A 17,472-nucleotide genomic window follows, 5' to 3' on the forward strand; every position below is an offset into this window, starting at 1 on the left:
GCCCCCCGCCGAGCGCCGACGGGAGTGTCGGACCCTCTGGCTACCGTGGTCGTGTGACGACTCCCGCGACCTCCGCTCCTTCCACCGCCCCGGCCGACGGCGTGGAGCGGCCGGGCGCGCCTCGGGCCGTGCTCGACGCGTCCCAGCGGGCGGTGCTCGCACTGCCGGAGGGACGCAGTGCCGCGGTGTTCGGGGCGCCCGGCTCGGGCAAGACCACCACGGTGATCGAGCTGGTCGCCGAGCGCGTGCTCGGGCGGGGCTACTCGCCCGAGTCTCTCGTCGTCCTTGCGGCCAGCCGCACCGCCGCCACCGCCCTGCGCGACGTCCTCGCCTTGCGCCTGGGTGTGCCGACCCGAGGCCCGCTCGCCCGCACAGCTACCTCGCTCGCGTTCGAGGCTGTCACCTCCTCCGCCAAGGCGCGCGGACTGGAGCGGCCGACCCTCCTGACCGGCGGCGAGCAGGACGCCCTGCTCTCCGAGCTGATCGAGGGCCACCTCGAGGAGGGCACGGGTCCGCGCTGGCCCGAAGAGTTCAGCCCGGAGGTGCTGAGGCTGCGCACCTTCCGTACCGAGCTGCGCGAATTCGGCATGCGGGCCACCGAGCACGGACTCGACACGGACGCGGTCCGCGCGCTCGGGGTGGACGCCGAGCGCGGCGAGTGGAGTGCCGCGGCCGATGTGCTCGACGAGCTGCGCGAGGTGGTCGAGTGGATGGCGCCCGAGGCGGGCACCCGGCTCGACGCGGCGGAGTTCGCGGCCTTCGCGGCTGAGGCGATCCGAGCGGGCGAGGCAGGCGAGCGGATCGACGCGCTGCGGCTCGTCGTCGTCGACGACCTCCAGGAGGCGAGCGAGTCCACCCTCGTGCTGCTGCGGGCGCTGGCCGAGCGCGGGGTGACGGTGATCGCGCTCGGCGATCCAGACGTCGCCACGAGCGCCTTCCGGGGGGCGGCCTCTGACACTCTCGGCCGTTTCGCCGCGAGCCTCGGGGTGGCCGAAGTCGAGACTCTCGTCCTCTCCCGCGTGCACCGGCATTCCGCGGCACTGCGGGCGGTGGTGTCGGCGGCGACGGAGCGGATCGGCACTGCGGCGGCCGGGCGGCAGCGGTCGGCCCTCGCGGCTCCGACTCCCGAGGGCGCTCCGGCGCCCGTGCTGGTGCTGCACGCTCCGACGGCGGCGCGCGAGGCGGCGACCGTGGCGCGCTTGCTCCGTGAGCGGCGGCTGCGCGACGGGATCCCGTGGCGGCGGATGGCGCTCGTGGTGCGCTCCGGAGCCGCCGTGCAGCCGCTGGTGAAGGCACTCGCGGTCGCGGAGGTGCCCACCCGCTCCGTGCTCGCCGGGCGCGCTCTCCGCGACGACCACGCGGCACGCTCGCTACTCGTGCTGGTCGGAGTCGCGATCGGCGAGCGGCCGCTCGATGCCGAGCTCGCGGCGGAGCTACTGCTCGGCCCGTTCGGCGGAGTAGACCGGCTGGGCCTGCGCCGGCTCCGGCTCGCGCTCCGGGCGGAGGAGCTCGCTGCCGACGGAATCCGTGCGAGCGACCCGCTCCTGGTCGAGGCTCTCGCGGCGCCCGGCCGCTTCGCCACCATCGACTCCGCTCCCGCCCGCCAGGCTGAACGGCTCGCCGTCACGATCGACCGGGTCCGCCGCCTGCACGAGGAGGGCGGCTCGATCGAGGAGTTGCTCTGGTCGGCGTGGGAATCGAGCCGCGTCGCCACCTCCTGGCGTGAGTTCGCGCTCGGTACCGGGCTGACTGCCGCCGAGGCCAATCGCAACCTCGACGGCGTGGTCGCCCTCTTCAGCGCCGCGCGGCGGTTCGTGGAGCGAGCGACCGGGCACTCGTCGGTCGGCTTCGTCACCGAGATCCTCGAGGCCGAGGTGCCGGAGGACACGCTCGCGGCGCGCTCCGTGGAGGACGCGGTGCTGATCGGCACGCCCTCCTCTGTCGTCGGACTCGAGTTCGACGTGGTGGTGGTCGCGCGGTTGCAGGACGGCGTCTGGCCCAACCTCCGCCAGCGCGGCTCGCTGCTCGACCCGGACGGCCTGCTGCGGCATGCCCGCGGCGAGGGCGGTCTTCCGCTCGACACCCGGAAGGCCACTCTCGACGACGAGCTGCGGATGTTCGCGCTGGCCGCCTCGCGCGCCCGCCGTCAGCTGGTGCTCAGCTCCGTAGCGGGGGAGGACGAGACGCCCTCCCTCTTCTTCCGCCTCAGCCCGCCTGACGCGCCGCGGCTGGATCCTGCCTCCGCGGTGCCGCTGACACTCCGCGGGGCGGTCGCGGCCCTGCGCCGGACGGCCACCACGCCGGATTCGACGGAGGCGCCCGCCGCGATCCGCGGGCTCAGCGCTCTGGCGCGCGCCGGGGTGGCCGGCGCCGATCCGTCCTCCTGGTCGGGGGTGCTGGAGCCCTCGACCACGGAGCCGCTGTTCGACATCGGCGACCCCGAGCGGCCCGTCTCCGTCTCGCCGAGCCGCCTGGAGGCGTTCGAGCGCTCGCCGCTGGACTGGTTCGTCGACGCCGTCTCCGGGTCGACGACGAGCACGGCGATGGGGGTCGGCACGCTCGTGCACTGGGTCCTCGAGAACGCCGAGCGGCCCGATCCGCAGGAGCTGTGGGCGGCGCTCGAGTCGCGCTGGCCCGAGTTGGTCTTCGAGTCGCCGTGGCTGGGCGAGCGGCAGAAGCGCGTGACGCGGCGGCTGATCGACGGCCTCGCGGGCTACCTCGCCGACTTCGAGCGCGGGGGAGGCGTGGTGCTCGGCCGCGAGCAGCAGTTCGAGCTCGACGTGCCGCCCGCCCGCGTGCGCGGCTCCATCGACCGGGTGGAGCGCTCCGCCGACGGCTCCGTCACGATCGTCGACCTCAAGACCGGCCGCAGCACGCCGCGCAGGGACGACATCGCCGAGCACGCGCAGCTCGGCAGCTACCAGCTCGCGGTCGCCGAGGGAGCAATCGAGGCGGCCGACCCGGCCGACGGGGGCGGTGCGAAGCTGCTCTTCGTGGCGACGGGCGTGCGCGGCAAGCCGTACCGCGAGGTGGTGCAGGAGCGCTTCGGCGAGGAGGAGCTGGAGCGACTGCGCGAGCGCGTCCGCTCCGCAGCGCTGGGCATGGCGGCGGCCGGCTTCTCGGGCCTGCTCGACGCGACACCGTTCTCGCCCGGCGACGCGCTGCGCTACCGCATCCACGCCGTGCCCGAGGTGCCGGGCGACGGACTCCTGGCGATCGAGGACCCCGGAGACCCCGAGGACGCCGAGGACCCCGGAGACCCCGAGGAGGATCTGCCGTGATCGACGCCCTGACCATCGCCGAGCGCCTCGACCTGCGCCCGCCCACCGCCGAGCAGCGCGCCGTCATCGAGGCGCCGCTCGAGCCCGCCCTCGTCGTCGCTGGCGCAGGCAGCGGCAAGACCGAGACGATGGCTAATCGCGTGCTCTGGCTGCTCGCGAACGGTTACGCGGCTCCGTCGGAGGTGCTCGGCCTCACCTTCACCCGCAAGGCGGCGGCCGAACTCGGCGAGCGCATCGGGCGGCGGATCGACCAGCTCGGCGCGGCGGGCCTGCTCCCGCTCCCGCCCGGGCAGACCGCGCCCGACCCCTTCGAGGCCGCCACTGTCTCGACCTACAACGCCTTCGCGAACACGATCTTCCGCGACAACGCTGCGCTGATCGGCCGCGAGGGCGACGCGACTGTGCTTTCCGAGGCCTCGGCCTGGCACCTCGCGCGGGGCGTGGTGGCCGACACGGCCGACCCACGGATCCTCGAGGTTGAGGCGGGTATCGACCGCCTGACCGACCTCGTCGTCTCGCTCGCGCACGATCTCGCCGACAACCTCGCCGATCCGGCCGCCGTCGCCGCATTCGCCGAGGACTTCCTCCGCCTGGGCGATCTGCCGCGCGGGGGCAGCGGTTCGGGGCTCTACCGCGAGCTCGAGAAGGCTCTTCAGGCGGTCGGCGCGTTGCCCGTGCTGACCGCGCTGGCCGAGCGGTTTCAGGAGGCGAAGGCCGAGCGCGGTTTCGTCGAGTTCTCGGACCAGGTCGCACTGGCGCTGCGGATCCTCGACCGGGTCCCGCGGATTGTGGACGAGCACCGCGCGAGGTACCGGGTGGTGCTTCTCGATGAGTACCAGGACACCTCCGTACTGCAAACGCGGCTGCTCGCGCGCCTGTTCACCGGGCAGGGCGTTATGGCTGTCGGCGACCCGCACCAGTCGATCTACGGCTGGCGCGGGGCGAGCGCCGAGGGGCTCGGCCGCTTCGGCACCGACTTCCAGGGAGCGCGCAGCTTCTCGCTCAGCACCAGCTGGCGCAACGGACGTCGCGTGCTGGGCGCGGCCAACGCGATCGTCGAGCCGCTGTCAGCGGGCAGCGCCGTCGCCGTCGACACCCTGAGTGCGGGGCCGCAGGCCTCCGAGCATCCGGTCGAGCTCACCTTCCCCGAGACGATCGAGGAGGAGGCGGACGACGTCGCGCGCTGGTTCGCCGGGCGCCTGCGCGTGATCGCCGAGCCGCCCTCGGCCGCGGTGCTGTTCCGGGTGCGGGCGCACATGGACCGCTTCGCCGCCGCCCTGGCGAAGCACGGCGTCCGCTACCACATCCTGGGTATCGGGGGTCTGCTGCGCCAGCCCGAGATCGCCGACCTCGTCGCCGCACTCACGGTGGTGGAGGACCCGGCAGCGGGCAGCGAGCTGGTCCGGCTTCTGGCGGGTGCGCGCTGGCGCCTGGGAGTGCGCGACCTCAAGGCGCTGCGCGACCTCGCGTCGTGGCTCGCCGCCCGCGACCACGCGCACCGGCTTCTCCCGGAGGAGGTGCGCGAGCGGATGCGCGCCTCCGTCACCGAGGGCGAGGGCGGCTCCATCGTCGAGGCCCTCGACTTCGTCGCCGCACGGCGCCCGGGGGAGGACGGGCGGATCGACCACTCCGCGCTCACCGGGTTCAGCGCCGAGGGCCTGCGTCGACTACACGAGGCGGGCACCCTCTTCGCCCGGCTGCGGGCCAGGGCGGGCCTGGACCTGCTCGACTTCGTCACCCTGGTCGAGCAGGAGCTGGGCCTGGACATGGAGGTCGAGGCGAACGAGTCGCGTGGTGACGGCCGCGCCAATCTCGAGGCGTTCCGGGAGGCGGTGGCCGGTTACCTGCAGACCGATGACCGCGGTGCGGGCACCGGCTCCTCCCTCCGCGGCTTCCTCCGCTGGCTCGTCCTCGCCGACAAGCGCGACGGCCTCGCCCCGCGTCCGGAGGACCCGGAGCCCGGCACGGTGCAACTGCTCACGATCCACGGATCGAAGGGGCTGGAGTGGGATCTGGTCGCGGTCCCGCGGATGGTCGAGGGCGAGCTGCCGGGCACCCCGGTCGAGGGCTTCCGCGGGTGGGTTCGCCTGGGCGCGATGCCGTACGCCTTCCGCGGCGACGCCGCCGAGCTCCCCGACCTGGCCTGGCGCGGCTGCGGCACCCAGAAGGAGGTCGTCGACGCTATCGGCGTCTTCGGCGACACCCTCCGCGAGCGCAACGAGGCGGAGGAGCGACGGCTCGCCTACGTCGCCGTCACCCGCGCGCGCCACCACCTCCTGCTCAGCGGCTCGTGGTGGGCGGGTCAGGCGAAACCGCGCGGGCCGGGTGTCTTCCTGCGCGACCTTGAGCGCGCCGACGCGATCCCGCCGCTGCCGACCGAGCCTGCGAACGAGGAGAACCCGCTCGAGCGCGCCCCGCGCACCTTCCGCTGGCCCCACGATCCGCTCGGCTCCCGCGGCGACCGAGTGCGCGCCGCCGCCGCCCGGGTGCGCAGCGCCGAGCCCGCCCTGCTCGGATCTCGCGGCGACGACATCCGCCTACTGCTCGCCGAGCGCGCGGTGCGCCTGGCCGGGGGCGAGCGCACCCCGCTGCCGACCCGCATCCCCGCGTCGCGGTTCAAGGACATCGTCAGCGCGCCCGACGAGGTCGCCGCTCAGCTGCGCCGGCCGATGCCCGAGCGCCCGTACCGTCAGACCCGGCTGGGCACCACCTTCCACTCCTGGGTCGAGAACCGGTTCGGCATCCAGGGCGGGGCGGAGGCGGTCGACACGTTCCCCGACGAACTCGATGACGCGGGCCCCGCGAGCGTCGAGCAGGAGCGGCTGGATGCTCTGATCGCGACCTTCGAGCGCTCGGAGTGGGCCGACCGGCGCCCGGAGGCGGTTGAGATCGAGATCCACCTCCAGCTCGCCGGGCACGTCGTGGTCTGCAAGCTCGATGCGGTCTACCCGACCGAGGAGGGCGTTCAGATCGTGGACTGGAAGACCGGGCGCGCATCGAAGAATGCCGCAGACCTCGAGCTGAAGCAGTTCCAGCTCGCGCTGTACCGCCTCGCTTACTCCCGCTGGCAGGGGATGCCGCTCGAGAACGTCGACGCGGTGTTCTACTTCGTGGCCGACAACCTCGTGCTGCGACCCGAGCGGTTCTACTCCGAGCGCGAGCTGGCGGAGTCGCTCTCCTCCGCGACGGGGGCGAGCCCGCGGCCGTGAGCGGAGGAGCCGGTGTGGGCCCCCGGCGTGCGGTTCAGCAGCTCCTCGACCTCCGAGACCTCCAGCACCGGTCCGGTGTCGGTCGAGAGCGGTGCGGAGAGGTCGCCGAGCACGCTGTCGACGAGCGTGTCGAGCATCGCGACCGCGTCATCGACGATCGCGGAGTCGTCGGTCTCGGTGCCGTGCAACAGCCAGCGCGCGAGTTCGAGCTCGGCGTAGAGCTGGGCGCGCTGGCGGATCGTGCGGTCCACCGCTCCCGCGCGCATCCGTGAGTAGGCCGAGAGCGCCGTCTCGGAGCCCGGGGCGCTCAGCAGCCAGTGCAGGTCGCGGGCCGGGTCGCCGACCCGCAGCGCCGCCCAGCCGAGCACGGCGGCGACGACATCGCCCGAGCGGAGGAAGGAATCGGCCGTCATCGAGCCGTTCACCACAGTCGGGTCGAAGTGCCAGAGCGCCTCGTCCGAGGACGCCGACTCCCAGCGGGCGACCAGCGCCGCCGGGACCTGGCCGGTGTCGGCTGCGCGCTCGATCACCGCGACCGTCTCGTTCACGCTCTCGCGGGCCGTCGCGATCGGCAGCCCCGCCTCCTGCACGAAGGACGCCGGCAGCGAGTGGATTGCCCCGATAGCGCGGCCGACCGAGTCGGCGAGCCCGCTCTGCGCGGCCACATCGTCGATCAGGACCCGCTCTCCCGCGAGGTACTCGTAGACCACGGCGCGAGTACCGTCGAACGGCGTCTGCCCCACGCTCTCCTGCACATCGAACGGCAGGCGGCTGCGGATTCCGGCGGTCAACGCCCGGAGTGCGACGAGGTCGCCCAGCTGCTCCTGCTCGGCGAGCGCGGAGGTGGGCACGCGAACCAGGAGACGGGCGCCGTCGCGCGTGGTCAGCAACGCGGAGTCGAAGTCGCCGTGCGTCGAGGAGGTGAAGGGGCGCGCGGAGCGGACGTCGAGGCCCTCGACGGCCGAGGTGGCCAGCGCGGCTAGAGTGAGAGGGGATCTGGCCATGATTTCCAGGGTAGGCGGATCGCGCCCGGTCGGCCCGCCGCCACGCGCTGTCCCGCCGATGCCGTCGAAGGCCCGCGACAGCGATTCTCGCCGCCCCGTCACGAAAGGAGCCCCGGATGTCACTGCCCTTCGCCGATCGCCTTCCGCTCTCACGACAGGCGGCCGACCGCGACGGCGTCGGGCGCTCGCGGCCGGCGCTCTTCGACGAGTTGCTCGCCGACTCCGCCACCCGCGTGCTCGTTGTGCACCACGATCGCACCCTCGTCGACGCCGACCGCCTGGTGCTGCGCCGACCCGACGAGGTGACCGCCGGCACCCTGCGCATCTACCTCGGCCGCACCACCGCCGCGGCGCCGGGCGAGCCCGCGGGCACCCCCGTCATCGCCACCGTCCTCACGGATGCGGCCGCCGCTGAGCTGGAGCCCGACGAGGATCGCTGGAGCGGCCTGCGCGCGATCGCCGAGCGCCTCAGCAATCGCGACGCCGGGCTGTTCACCGAGGCGCTCGCCCTCGCGAACTGGCACGCCTCGCACGGCTACTCGCCGCGCAACGGTGACCCGACCGTCGTCGAGCAGGGCGGCTGGGTGCGGCGCTCGCCGACCGACGGCAGCCAGGTCTTCCCGCGCACCGACCCGGCGATCATCGTCTGCGTGCTCGACGCCGACGACCGCCTCCTCCTCGGCTCCAATGCGATGTGGGGGACCGGCCGCTTCTCGCTGCTGGCCGGCTTCGTCGAGCCGGGCGAGTCGCTGGAGGCCGCGGTGATCCGGGAGATCGGCGAGGAATCGGGGCTGCGCGTCGTCGACCCTCGGTACCTGGGTTCGCAGCCCTGGCCCTTCCCCGCCTCCCTCATGGTCGGCTTCACCGCGCGCCTGGCGGAGGACCAGTCGCCCGAGGACCTGCTCCCGGACGGCGAGGAGATCGTGGAGCTGCGCTGGTTCACCCGGCAGCAGCTGCACGACTCCCTGGACTCGGTGCTCCTGCCCGGGCGCTCGTCGATCGCTCGCGCACTGATCGAGGACTGGTACGGGGGCGAGCTGGAGAACGGCCCGATCGCGTGAGCCTGCTCGACGGACTCGACTCGGGGCAGCGCGAGGCGGCGGAGGCGCTCCTGGGCCCCGTGTGCGTTCTCGCCGGCGCGGGCACGGGAAAGACCCGCACCATCACCCACCGCATCGCGCACGGAGTCGCGACCGGCGTCTACACGCCCGGCCGGGTGATGGCCCTTACGTTCACCAGCCGTGCCGCCGCCGAACTGCGCTCGCGCCTGCGGGTGCTCGGAGCCGGCGGAGTCCAGGCACGTACCTTCCACGCCGCAGCGCTCTCGCAATTGGGCTACTTCTGGCCGCAGCTGGTGGGTGGGACGATGCCGCAGCTGCTCGACGGGAAGGCGCGCCTGCTCGGGCACGCGGCGGAGCGCCTCCGCCTGAAGCTCGACACCGCCGCACTGCGCGACCTGTCGGCCGAGATCGAGTGGCGGAAGGTGTCCGCGCTCTCCCTCGAGCAGTACGCCGTCGCCGCGCGCACCCGCCCGCTGCCCGGGAAGCTCACGCTGGAGCAGACCGTCGCGCTCGTGGACGAGTACGAGGGGCTGAAGGACCAGCGCCGCCAGATCGACTTCGAGGACGTGCTGCTGGTCACGGCCGGCATGCTCGAGTCGGAGCCCGCGATGGCGATGCAGGTGCGGGAGCAGTACCGCTTCTTCGTCGTGGATGAGTACCAGGACGTCTCGCCCCTGCAGCAGCGGCTCCTCGAGCTGTGGTTGGGCGATCGGAGCGACCTCTGCGTCGTCGGCGACGCCAGCCAGACGATCTACTCGTTCGCGGGCGCCCGAGCCGACTACCTCCTCGATTTCCCGGCCCGCTGGCCGGCCGCCACAGTGGTGCGCCTGGAGGAGAACTACCGCTCCGCCGTGCCGATCGTGCAGACCGCGAATCGGCTGATGCGCGGGCGGCCCGGCGCCCTCTCCCTGCATGCGGTGGCGGCGGCCGAGGCGGTGGAGCCGGCGATCGACGCCTACCCGGACGACATCGCGGAGGCGCGCGGCATCGCGGCGCGGGTCGCGGCCGACATCGAGGCGGGAGCGCGCGCCTCCGACATCGCGGTGCTCTTTCGCACCAACAGCCAGTCCGCCGTCATTGAGCACGCGCTGCACGAGCGCGGCGTGAGTGCGCATATGCGCGGCGGCAAGCGCTTCTTCGACCTGCCCGAGGTGAAGCAGGCCGTGATGCAGCTGCGCGCCGCCTCCGTCTCGATCAGCGGTGAGCCGCTGTTCAAGTCGGTGAGCGACGTCCTCCGCTCACTCGGCTGGAGCGCCGAACCGCCCACCGCTCCCGGCGCGGTGCGCGATCGCTGGGAGTCGCTGGACACGCTGGCCCGGCTCGTCGATGAGGCGTCGGCGGACTGGAGCTTCCGCCAGTTCACCGACGACCTGATCGCCCGCCAGCAGGTGCACCACGAGCCCGACCGAGCCGCGGTCACTCTCGCGACACTGCACTCGGCCAAGGGTCTGGAGTGGGAGTCGGTGCATCTGATGGGGCTCGCGGAGGGTCTGCTGCCCATTTCGTACGCCGCCGGGCTCGAGGCGATCGACGAGGAGCGCCGCCTCCTCTACGTGGGGATCACCCGCGCCCGCCGACGCCTGCGCCTCTCCTGGGCGCGCTCGAGTGCCGGTCGCGTCACTCGGAGGGAGCCGTCGCGTTTCCTCGAAGAGCTCGGCACGCGCACTCGGGGTGCGGCTCCCGCTCCCGCACGGTGAATGCTCCGGAGGCGTCGCTGTAGCTGCGCTCGGTCGCGCGCAGTCCGCGCCAGCCGACGATCAGCCGCCGCAGGGCGACGTCGGCGGCGGCCACGGCGATCGCCGCGCTCGACAGGGGCGTGCGGGTGGGTGCCGTGCGGCCGAGCACCTGGATGACCAGGCGCGCGCGGTCGGGGTCGAGGTCCATCCGGTGGCGCTCGGCGCAGTGCAGGCACGGGCCCCGGCCCGGCTCGACGAGCGGCCCCAGGCGCACCGAGTCGTCGCCGAACACGACGGCCAGGTGCGGCACGTCGGCCGCCAGCCAGTGCGCGGCGCGGGAGGGAGCGACAGCGAAGTCGGCCACGAGGACCGCGAGCTCCGGCACCGCGTCTTCGGCGAGCACGTCGCAGCCCTCGCTTCGGAGCAGCGTCCGCAGCGCGTCCGACGCCGCGCCGGCCCCCTCGACGACGACTCGGGGTGCCGGAGGAGGGGCGGGCTCGACGCTGCGTAGCAGCACGGGCCGTAGCGCGTCGAGTACCTCGTCGACCCGCGCTCCGCTCGCTCCGGCTCGCATCGCGATCAGGCGGACGGTTCCGGCGCTCGTGCCCAGCCGCAGGGCGTCGAGGAGCAGCTCCTCCGGGTAGCCGATGCCGTCCAGGACCGCGTAGGGCCGGTCGAGGCCGATCTGCACGGCCGTCGCCGAGCGCCAGAGGAGGGGGAAGCGGGGGTCGAGCCGAAGGACCATCGGCCGATCATGTCTGAAACCGGCCCGGCGCCGCGCGAGTTGTCCACAGGCGGGCGCCGGGCGGGCGTTCAGACGGGGCGGTCGCCTGTCGGCGCGGAGCCCCGATCGTCGTCGTCGGGGGGACCGGAAGTGTCGCCGGAGGCACCGGAAGTGTCGCCGGACGCACCGGAGGCATCGCCGCCCTCGCTCGGCATCGTCCCGTTGAGCAGGTCCTCCAGCGCGCGGTCCATCTCGTCCGGCTCCGGAGTCTCGCCGCGCGCCTCGGCCGTGAGCCGGGCCACGAGCGCGCTCGGGTCGTCGAGATCATCCGAACCGGGAAGGAGATCAGGATGCGACCAGAGGGAGTCGCGCGCCTCGGGCCCGACCGCGTCCGTCACGGCCTGCCACATCACGGCGGCGTCACGCAGGCGCCGCGGGCGCAGCTCCAGGCCGACCAGCGTCGCGAACGCCGACTCCGCGGGCCCGCCGGACGCGCGACGACGGCGGACCGTCTCGGCGATCGCCCCGGCGCTGGGCAGCCGGGTGGTCGCTGCTGCCGTGACGACATCGACCCAGCCCTCGATCAGGGCGAGCACGGTCTCGAGGCGCCCATGCGCAGCGAGTTGCTCCTGCGTCTTCGGCGGGATGAGCGCGCCGGAGGTCATCGCATCGCGCAGCTCCTCGGGGTTGGCCGGATCGAAGTTCTCGGCCAGCTCCTCGAGGCGCGTGGTGTCGATGCTGATGCCGCGCGCGAAGTCGGTGATCTGCGAAATGAGGGCCAGGCGGAGCCACTTGCCGTGGCGGAAGAGGCGGGCGTGCGCGAGCTCGCGTACCGCCAGGTAGAGCTGCACCTGGTCGAGCGGGATGTCGAGGCCTTCACCGAACGCGGCGACGTTCTGTGGCAGGATCGCGGCGTCGTTCTCCTCCAGCAGCGGGATGCCGATGTCGCCGCCGGAGACGACCTCGGCGGCGAGCTGACCGACGACCTGGCCCAGCTGCAAGGCGAACAGGGTCCCGCCGATCCCGCGCATCATGCCCTCGGCGCCGGCGATCATCGCCTGCATCTCCTCCGGGGCCTGCTCGCGGAGCACACGGGTCAGCGCGTCCGAGATGCTCAGCGCAACGGGCTCGGCGAGCTGCGTCCACACAGGCATAGTGAGCGTGATCCACTCGATTCGACTGATCGAGCGCGGCGTGCGGCTGAGCTCCGTGACGTACGCCACCTCGTCGAGCCAGAGCGCCGCGACCCCGAAGGCGGCGTCGAGAGGCGCGCGCACGGAGTCGGACACGGGCGCGGATTCGGCGCGTGCCAGCTGCTTCGCCTGCTCGAGTGAGAGCGTCCAGTTGACGCCGCCGTCGCCGTTGTGCTGCATCGCGCTCTGCAGCTGCGAGAGCAGGTTCTGCAGGGCCACCGGATCGTTCGGCAGTCCCGCGGCACCCGCGAGCTGCGACGGATCGACGGGGCCGTTCCCCGAGAGGAACTGCCGGAGCATCTCCCGGAACTCGTCTTCGGAGCCGCCGCCCGCTCGGTCCGCACTGTCGCCATCGGCCATCGGGATCAGCCTTTCGTCGCTCACGTGGTTCCGGTTGCCGTACCGCGTCCGCGGCCCTGCACAGGGCACCGGTTCCGGCGCGACTCCCAGTCGTGCAAGCTACGTTAGCCCGAGCGCCCGGGGCCTCGGCGTGCAGAGCACCGCTCGGGCCCAGCTCGCTTCCGCCCGCCGCGAACATCCCGGCGGAGCTGCTCCACCCGTTGTCAGAAAGGCCACCGTGTCGCTGTTCTCCGACGACCCGCGCCCCTCCTCCTCCTTGCGCCGACCGTGGGTCGGACCGGTCGTCCTCCTCTCGGGTGTCGCCCTCGTCGTCGGGTTGGGCGTCACGCCGGCCCCGTACGTGATCGAGCAGCCCGGCCCCGTCTTCAACACCCTGGGCAGCAGCAAGGACGTCCCGCTCATCTCGATCCCGGACCGCACCACCTATCCCACGGCCGGCACGCTCGACATGCTGACGGTCTCGGTCGTCGGGAATCCGCAGAGCCTGCCCACCTGGGTCGAGGTCGCGAGCGCGTGGTTCGATCGCACCAGGGCCGTCGTCCCCGTCGATGCGATCTTCCCGCCCTCCTCCACTGTCGAGGAGCGCGACGCGGCGAACCAGGCCGAGATGACCGACTCGCAGCAGGAGGCGATCGCCGCCGCACTGACCGCGCTCGGCTACTCCGTCGAGAAGCACGTCTCGGTCGTCCAGGTGCCGAAGGGCTCACCAGCCGAGGGCGTCCTGGAGCCGGGCGACCAGGTCCTTGCCGTCGCCGGCACCGACGTCGCCGACGCGACCGCCCTGCGCGCGACCCTGCAGACCCTCGGCACCGGCTCCCCGGTCCGGATCAGTATCGAGCGCGGCGGCGCGCAGCAGGAGGTGCAGGTCACGCCCCGCGACTCCAACGGAGCGGCGGTGATCGGCGTCCTCCCCGGCGCCGCATTCGACTTCCCCTTCCAGGTCGACATCCAGCTCGACGACGTGGGCGGGCCCAGCGCCGGCATGATGTTCGCGCTCGGGATCATCGACAAGCTCACCGACGGCGCACTCAACGGCGGGCAGAACGTCGCGGGCACCGGCACGATCGACGCGGCCGGTGAGGTCGGCGCCATCGGCGGCATCCGCCAGAAGCTCTACGGAGCGAAGGACGCCGGCGCGCAGTACTTCCTCGCGCCGAGCAGCAATTGCAGCGAGGTCGTCGGACACGTTCCCGGCGGGCTCATCGTGCTGGCGGTGTCCACCCTCGACGACGCCCTCGCCGCGCTGAGAGGCATTGCCGCAGGCGACACCTCCGGCCTCCCGGACTGCAGCGCCGCCGCTCCGATCGACTGACACCCGGATGTCGAGCCCGCGGTCGACGCTCAGGTGAGCCGGACACCCGTCGCATAGCATGGGGGGCCTCCCCTCACATCTCGACAGCAAGAGGCCCTTACGTGAGTTCCACAGCAACCGAAACCCCGCCGCGGAAGAGACGGAGCGCCCTCGCCGTCACTGTCGTGGTGGTGGCCGTCCTGGTGGTGGCGTTCTTCGTCTTCGCCGGTCTGTACACCGACATCCTCTGGTACGACCAGCTCGGCTTCCTCTCCGTGCTCACGACGCAGTGGGCGGCTGCGGGCGGACTCTTCGTCATCGGCTTCGTCGCGATGGCCGTACCGGTGTTCGTCAGCCTGATGCTGGCGTACCGGCTCCGGCCGGTCTACGCGAAGCTCAACTCGCAGATCGACCGCTACCAGCAGGTCGTCGAGCCGTTGCGGCGTCTGGCCACGCTGGGGATTCCCGCCGTGCTCGGTCTCTTCGCCGGCGTCTCCTCCGCCACCCGCTGGCAGACGAGCCTCACCTTCTGGAACCGCACGCCTTCGGGCCAGACGGATCCGCAGTTCGGCCTCGACACGTCGTTCTACCTCTTCGAGCTGCCCTTCTACCAGAGCATCGTCGGCTTCGCCTCGGCGGTCCTGCTGATCTCGGCGTTCGCGACCCTCGCCACCGGCTACCTCTACGGGGCGATCCGGATCAACGGCCGCGAGATCCGCATTTCGAAGGCCTCGCGCATCCAGCTGGCGATCATCGCTGCCCTCTACCTGGCCGTGCAGGCCGTCAGCCTGTGGCTGGACCAGTACGCGACGCTCGCGAAGCAGGGCCCGCGCATCACCGGAGCCACCTACTCGACCGTCAACGCGACGATCCCGGGCCTGCAGATCCTGGCCGGTATCGCCGCGCTGGTCGCGATCCTCTTCGTCGTCACCGCCTTCGTCGGCCGCTGGCGCTTCCCGGTCATCGGCACCGCGCTGCTCATCGTGTCGAGTCTGCTCGTCGGCTCTCTCTACCCGTGGATCGTGCAGAAGTTCCAGGTCGAACCGAATGAGCGCACGCTCGAGCAGCCCTTCATCCAGAACAACATCGACATGACCCGCCAGGCCTATGGGGTCAGCAATGTCGACGTCATCCCCTACGACGCGACCACCGACGCCGAGCCGGGCGCCCTGCGCTCCGACGCCGAGACGACGGCGAACATCCGTATCCTCGACCCCGCCGTTGTCACCGATGCGTTCTCGCAGCTGCAGCAGTTCCGCCAGTACTACAAGTTCGGCGACACGCAGAATGCGCTCGACGTCGACCGCTATTCGATCAATGGCTCGACGCAGGACGCCGTTGTCGGCGTGCGCGAGCTCAACCTCAACGGGCTGGGCACCAACCAGACCTGGTACAACCAGACGCTCGTCTACACCCACGGCTACGGCCTGGTCGCCGCGTACGGCAACCAGCGCTCTGCCGACGGCGAGCCCGTGTTCATCGAGTCCGGCGTCCCGACCACCGGAAGCCTCGGCGACTACCAGCCCCGCGTCTACTTCGGCGAGAACTCGCCGCCCTACTCGATCGTCGGCGGCAACGACTCGCGTGACATCGAGCTCGACTACCCCTCGGGCACCGACGGCGCGCAGCAGACCTACACGACCTTCGACGGCAACGGCGGGCCCGCGCTCGACAACATCTTCAAGAAGCTCGTCTACGCCATCAAGTTCCAGTCCGAGCAGATCTTCCTCTCGGACGGCGTGAACGACGACTCGCAAATTCTCTACGACCGCGATCCCGTGCAGCGCGTGCAGAAGGTGGCGCCCTACCTCAAGCTCGACTCCGACGCCTACCCGACCGTCGTCGACGGCCGCGTGGTGTGGGTCGTCGACGGGTACACGACCTCGGCCGACTACCCGTACTCCGAGGTGCAGAGCCTCTCGCAGGCCATCGCCGATACGAGCACGCAGCAGCAGTTCCCGACCGACGACGTGAACTACATCCGCAACGCGGTGAAGGCCACCGTCGATGCGTACGACGGCAAGGTCACGCTCTACGCGTGGGACACCGAGGATCCGATCCTGCAGACCTGGGAGAAGATCTTCCCGGCCACCGTCAAGCCGGTGAGTGACATGTCCGCCCAGCTGCTCAGCCACGTCCGCTACCCGGAGGACCTGTTCAAGGTCCAGCGCGCGGTCCTCGGCACCTACCACGTCACCGATGCCGGATCGTTCTACTCCCGTGAGGACGCCTGGGCGACGCCGAACGACCCGACCAGCGGAGCAGCGACCACGGCCGCTGCGACCGGCACCAGCCTGCAGCCCCCGTACTACCTCACGCTGCAGACTCCGGATCAGGACGTTCCGTCGTACTCGCTGTACTCGACCTACATCCCGGCAAGCGTCCAGGGCGCGCAGGCCAGCCGCAACGTGCTGACCGGCTACCTCGTCGCCGACTCCGACGCCGGCTCCACGGCGGGCTCAGTGGCCGACGGCTACGGCACCCTCCGCCTGCTCGAGCTGCCGAAGGACGACACGGTCCCCGGCCCCGGGCAGGTGCAGAACGCGTTCACCACGGACCCGACCGTCGCGAACGAGCTGAACATCCTCTCCCGCGGCGACACGACCGTCACGAGGGGCAACCTGCTCACCCTGCCGGTCGGCGGCGGTCTGCTCTACGTCCAGCCGATCTACGTGCGCTCCAACGGCGACACGAGTTTCCCGCTGCTCCAGAAGGTGCTCGTCGCGTTCGGTGACGATATCGCCTTCGAGGACACCCTCGACGCGGCCCTCGATAGCCTCTTCGGCGGCGACTCGGGAGCGAACGCGGGCGACACCGGCACGCCGACGACCCCGGACGCCGGCACCGGCACCTCGGGCGGTGACACCGGCGGCGATGCGGGTGGTACCACCGGCGGGACGGGCACTGCGACCGGTGATCCGACGGCGCTCCAGCAGGCGCTCAACGACGCGCGCGACGCCCTCACCGCTCGCGAGACGGCGCTCAAATCGGGCGACCTGACCGCGTTCGCGGCAGCCGACAAGCGGCTGACGGAGGCGCTCGCGCGGGCGCTGCAGGCCGAGGGCGGCCAGTAGCAGGCGTGGTGCAGGTCGACCGCGGCGAGCACCTCCGCTCGGGGGAGTGGCTCGAGCTCAACCGCACGTACTGGGAGGGGCGCGCCGGCGAGGGTGCGTCCCATCCGGAGTTCACCGCAGCGGCGCTGGGCACTGGCGTGCGCCGGATCCTGCAGCTCGGCTCGGGAGACGGGCTCGTCGCGCTCGCGCTCGCGGAAGCAGGCGCCCAGGTGGTCGGCGTCGACTTCTCGATGCCCGCCGTTCGGCGAGCCCGGGCTACCGCAGCTGAGCGCGACCTCACCGGCTCCACTCGCTTCGTCTGCTCGAACCTCTACGAGCTGCGGCACATGCTGCCCGAGCCGGACTCCTTCGACGTCGTGCTGTGCAGCGCAGGAGTCGTCTCGTGGCTCCCCGACCTGGAGGAGTGGGCGCGGCTCGTGGAGTGGTTCGTCGCGCCGGGCGGCGCGGTCCTCGTCGGTCCGGCGTCTTCCGCTCCGCAGGAGGGTGCTGAGGTGCGAACCTGGAGCCGCTCGTCCGGCGACCTCACCGCTGCACTGACGGCCGTCGGACTAACCGTTGAGGGCGACGCCATTCTGCGCGCCGCGAAGCCCGCCTGACGC

General features: G+C 72.2%; 10 protein-coding genes. 7 read left to right on the plus strand and 3 right to left on the minus strand.

All coding sequences use genetic code 11. From position 1 onward, the window contains the following. The first annotated feature begins 53 nt into the window (after window positions 1–53). On the plus strand, window positions 54–3,281 hold the full coding sequence (locus A6122_RS04375) for an ATP-dependent DNA helicase (RefSeq protein ID WP_068252035.1): 3,228 nt from the start codon (window positions 54–56) through the stop codon (window positions 3,279–3,281). Beyond that, window positions 3,278–6,490, plus strand: a complete 3,213-nt coding sequence (locus A6122_RS04380; RefSeq protein WP_068252038.1) for an ATP-dependent DNA helicase — start codon at window positions 3,278–3,280, stop codon at window positions 6,488–6,490. Before A6122_RS04375 ends, A6122_RS04380 begins: the two co-directional genes overlap by 4 nt. Here A6122_RS04380 and A6122_RS04385 read toward each other — a convergent pair. After that, on the minus strand, window positions 6,427–7,494 hold the full coding sequence (locus A6122_RS04385) for a phosphotransferase (protein WP_068252044.1): 1,068 nt from the start codon (window positions 7,492–7,494) through the stop codon (window positions 6,427–6,429). The genes A6122_RS04380 and A6122_RS04385 overlap by 64 nt on opposite strands. Before the next feature lie 116 nt (window positions 7,495–7,610). On the opposite strand from A6122_RS04385, the gene nudC reads away from it, so the two are divergent. Next, on the plus strand, window positions 7,611–8,555 hold the full coding sequence (gene nudC, locus A6122_RS04390; RefSeq protein WP_068252045.1) for an NAD(+) diphosphatase: 945 nt from the start codon (window positions 7,611–7,613) through the stop codon (window positions 8,553–8,555). Then, window positions 8,516–10,252, plus strand: a complete 1,737-nt coding sequence (locus tag A6122_RS04395) for an ATP-dependent helicase (protein ID WP_373408573.1) — start codon at window positions 8,516–8,518, stop codon at window positions 10,250–10,252. The genes nudC and A6122_RS04395 overlap by 40 nt, the downstream gene beginning before the upstream one ends. Here the strand turns inward: A6122_RS04395 and A6122_RS04400 are convergent. After that, window positions 10,173–10,976, minus strand: a complete 804-nt coding sequence (locus tag A6122_RS04400; protein ID WP_068252047.1) for a hypothetical protein — start codon at window positions 10,974–10,976, stop codon at window positions 10,173–10,175. The two genes, A6122_RS04395 and A6122_RS04400, sit on opposite strands and share 80 nt — an antisense overlap. Before the next feature lie 68 nt (window positions 10,977–11,044). After that, entirely contained in the window at window positions 11,045–12,508 is a 1,464-nt protein-coding gene (locus A6122_RS04405) for a zinc-dependent metalloprotease (RefSeq protein WP_068252048.1), read from the minus strand. Window positions 12,509–12,725: 217 nt separating this feature from the next. Here A6122_RS04405 and A6122_RS04410 point away from each other — a divergent pair, with 217 nt between their 5' ends. From A6122_RS04410 to A6122_RS04420, 3 genes are all read left to right on the plus strand, one after another. Further along, window positions 12,726–13,820, plus strand: coding sequence for a YlbL family protein (locus tag A6122_RS04410; RefSeq protein ID WP_068252051.1), 1,095 nt, complete (start codon window positions 12,726–12,728; stop codon window positions 13,818–13,820). 101 nt (window positions 13,821–13,921) lie between these two features. Further along, the gene (locus A6122_RS04415; RefSeq protein WP_181137215.1) at window positions 13,922–16,873 is read left to right on the plus strand and encodes a UPF0182 family membrane protein; all 2,952 of its coding nucleotides are present in this window, start codon (window positions 13,922–13,924) and stop codon (window positions 16,871–16,873) included. Between the two features lie 5 nt (window positions 16,874–16,878). Next, entirely contained in the window at window positions 16,879–17,469 is a 591-nt protein-coding gene (locus A6122_RS04420) for a class I SAM-dependent methyltransferase (RefSeq protein ID WP_068252054.1), read from the plus strand. Window positions 17,470–17,472 lie beyond the last annotated feature (3 nt).

Origin of the sequence: Rathayibacter tritici (assembly GCF_001641005.1) — a bacterium.
GTDB lineage: Bacteria > Actinomycetota > Actinomycetes > Actinomycetales > Microbacteriaceae > Rathayibacter > Rathayibacter tritici.

Coding starts and splice junctions, on each gene's coding strand:
- nudC (WP_068252045.1), top strand. CDS start 7,611: ATGTCACTGCCCTTCGCCGATCGCCTTCCGCTCTCACGACAGGCGGCC.
- A6122_RS04400 (WP_068252047.1), bottom strand. CDS start 10,976: ATGGTCCTTCGGCTCGACCCCCGCTTCCCCCTCCTCTGGCGCTCGGCG.
- A6122_RS04405 (WP_068252048.1), bottom strand. CDS start 12,508: ATGGCCGATGGCGACAGTGCGGACCGAGCGGGCGGCGGCTCCGAAGAC.
- A6122_RS04385 (WP_068252044.1), bottom strand. CDS start 7,494: ATGGCCAGATCCCCTCTCACTCTAGCCGCGCTGGCCACCTCGGCCGTC.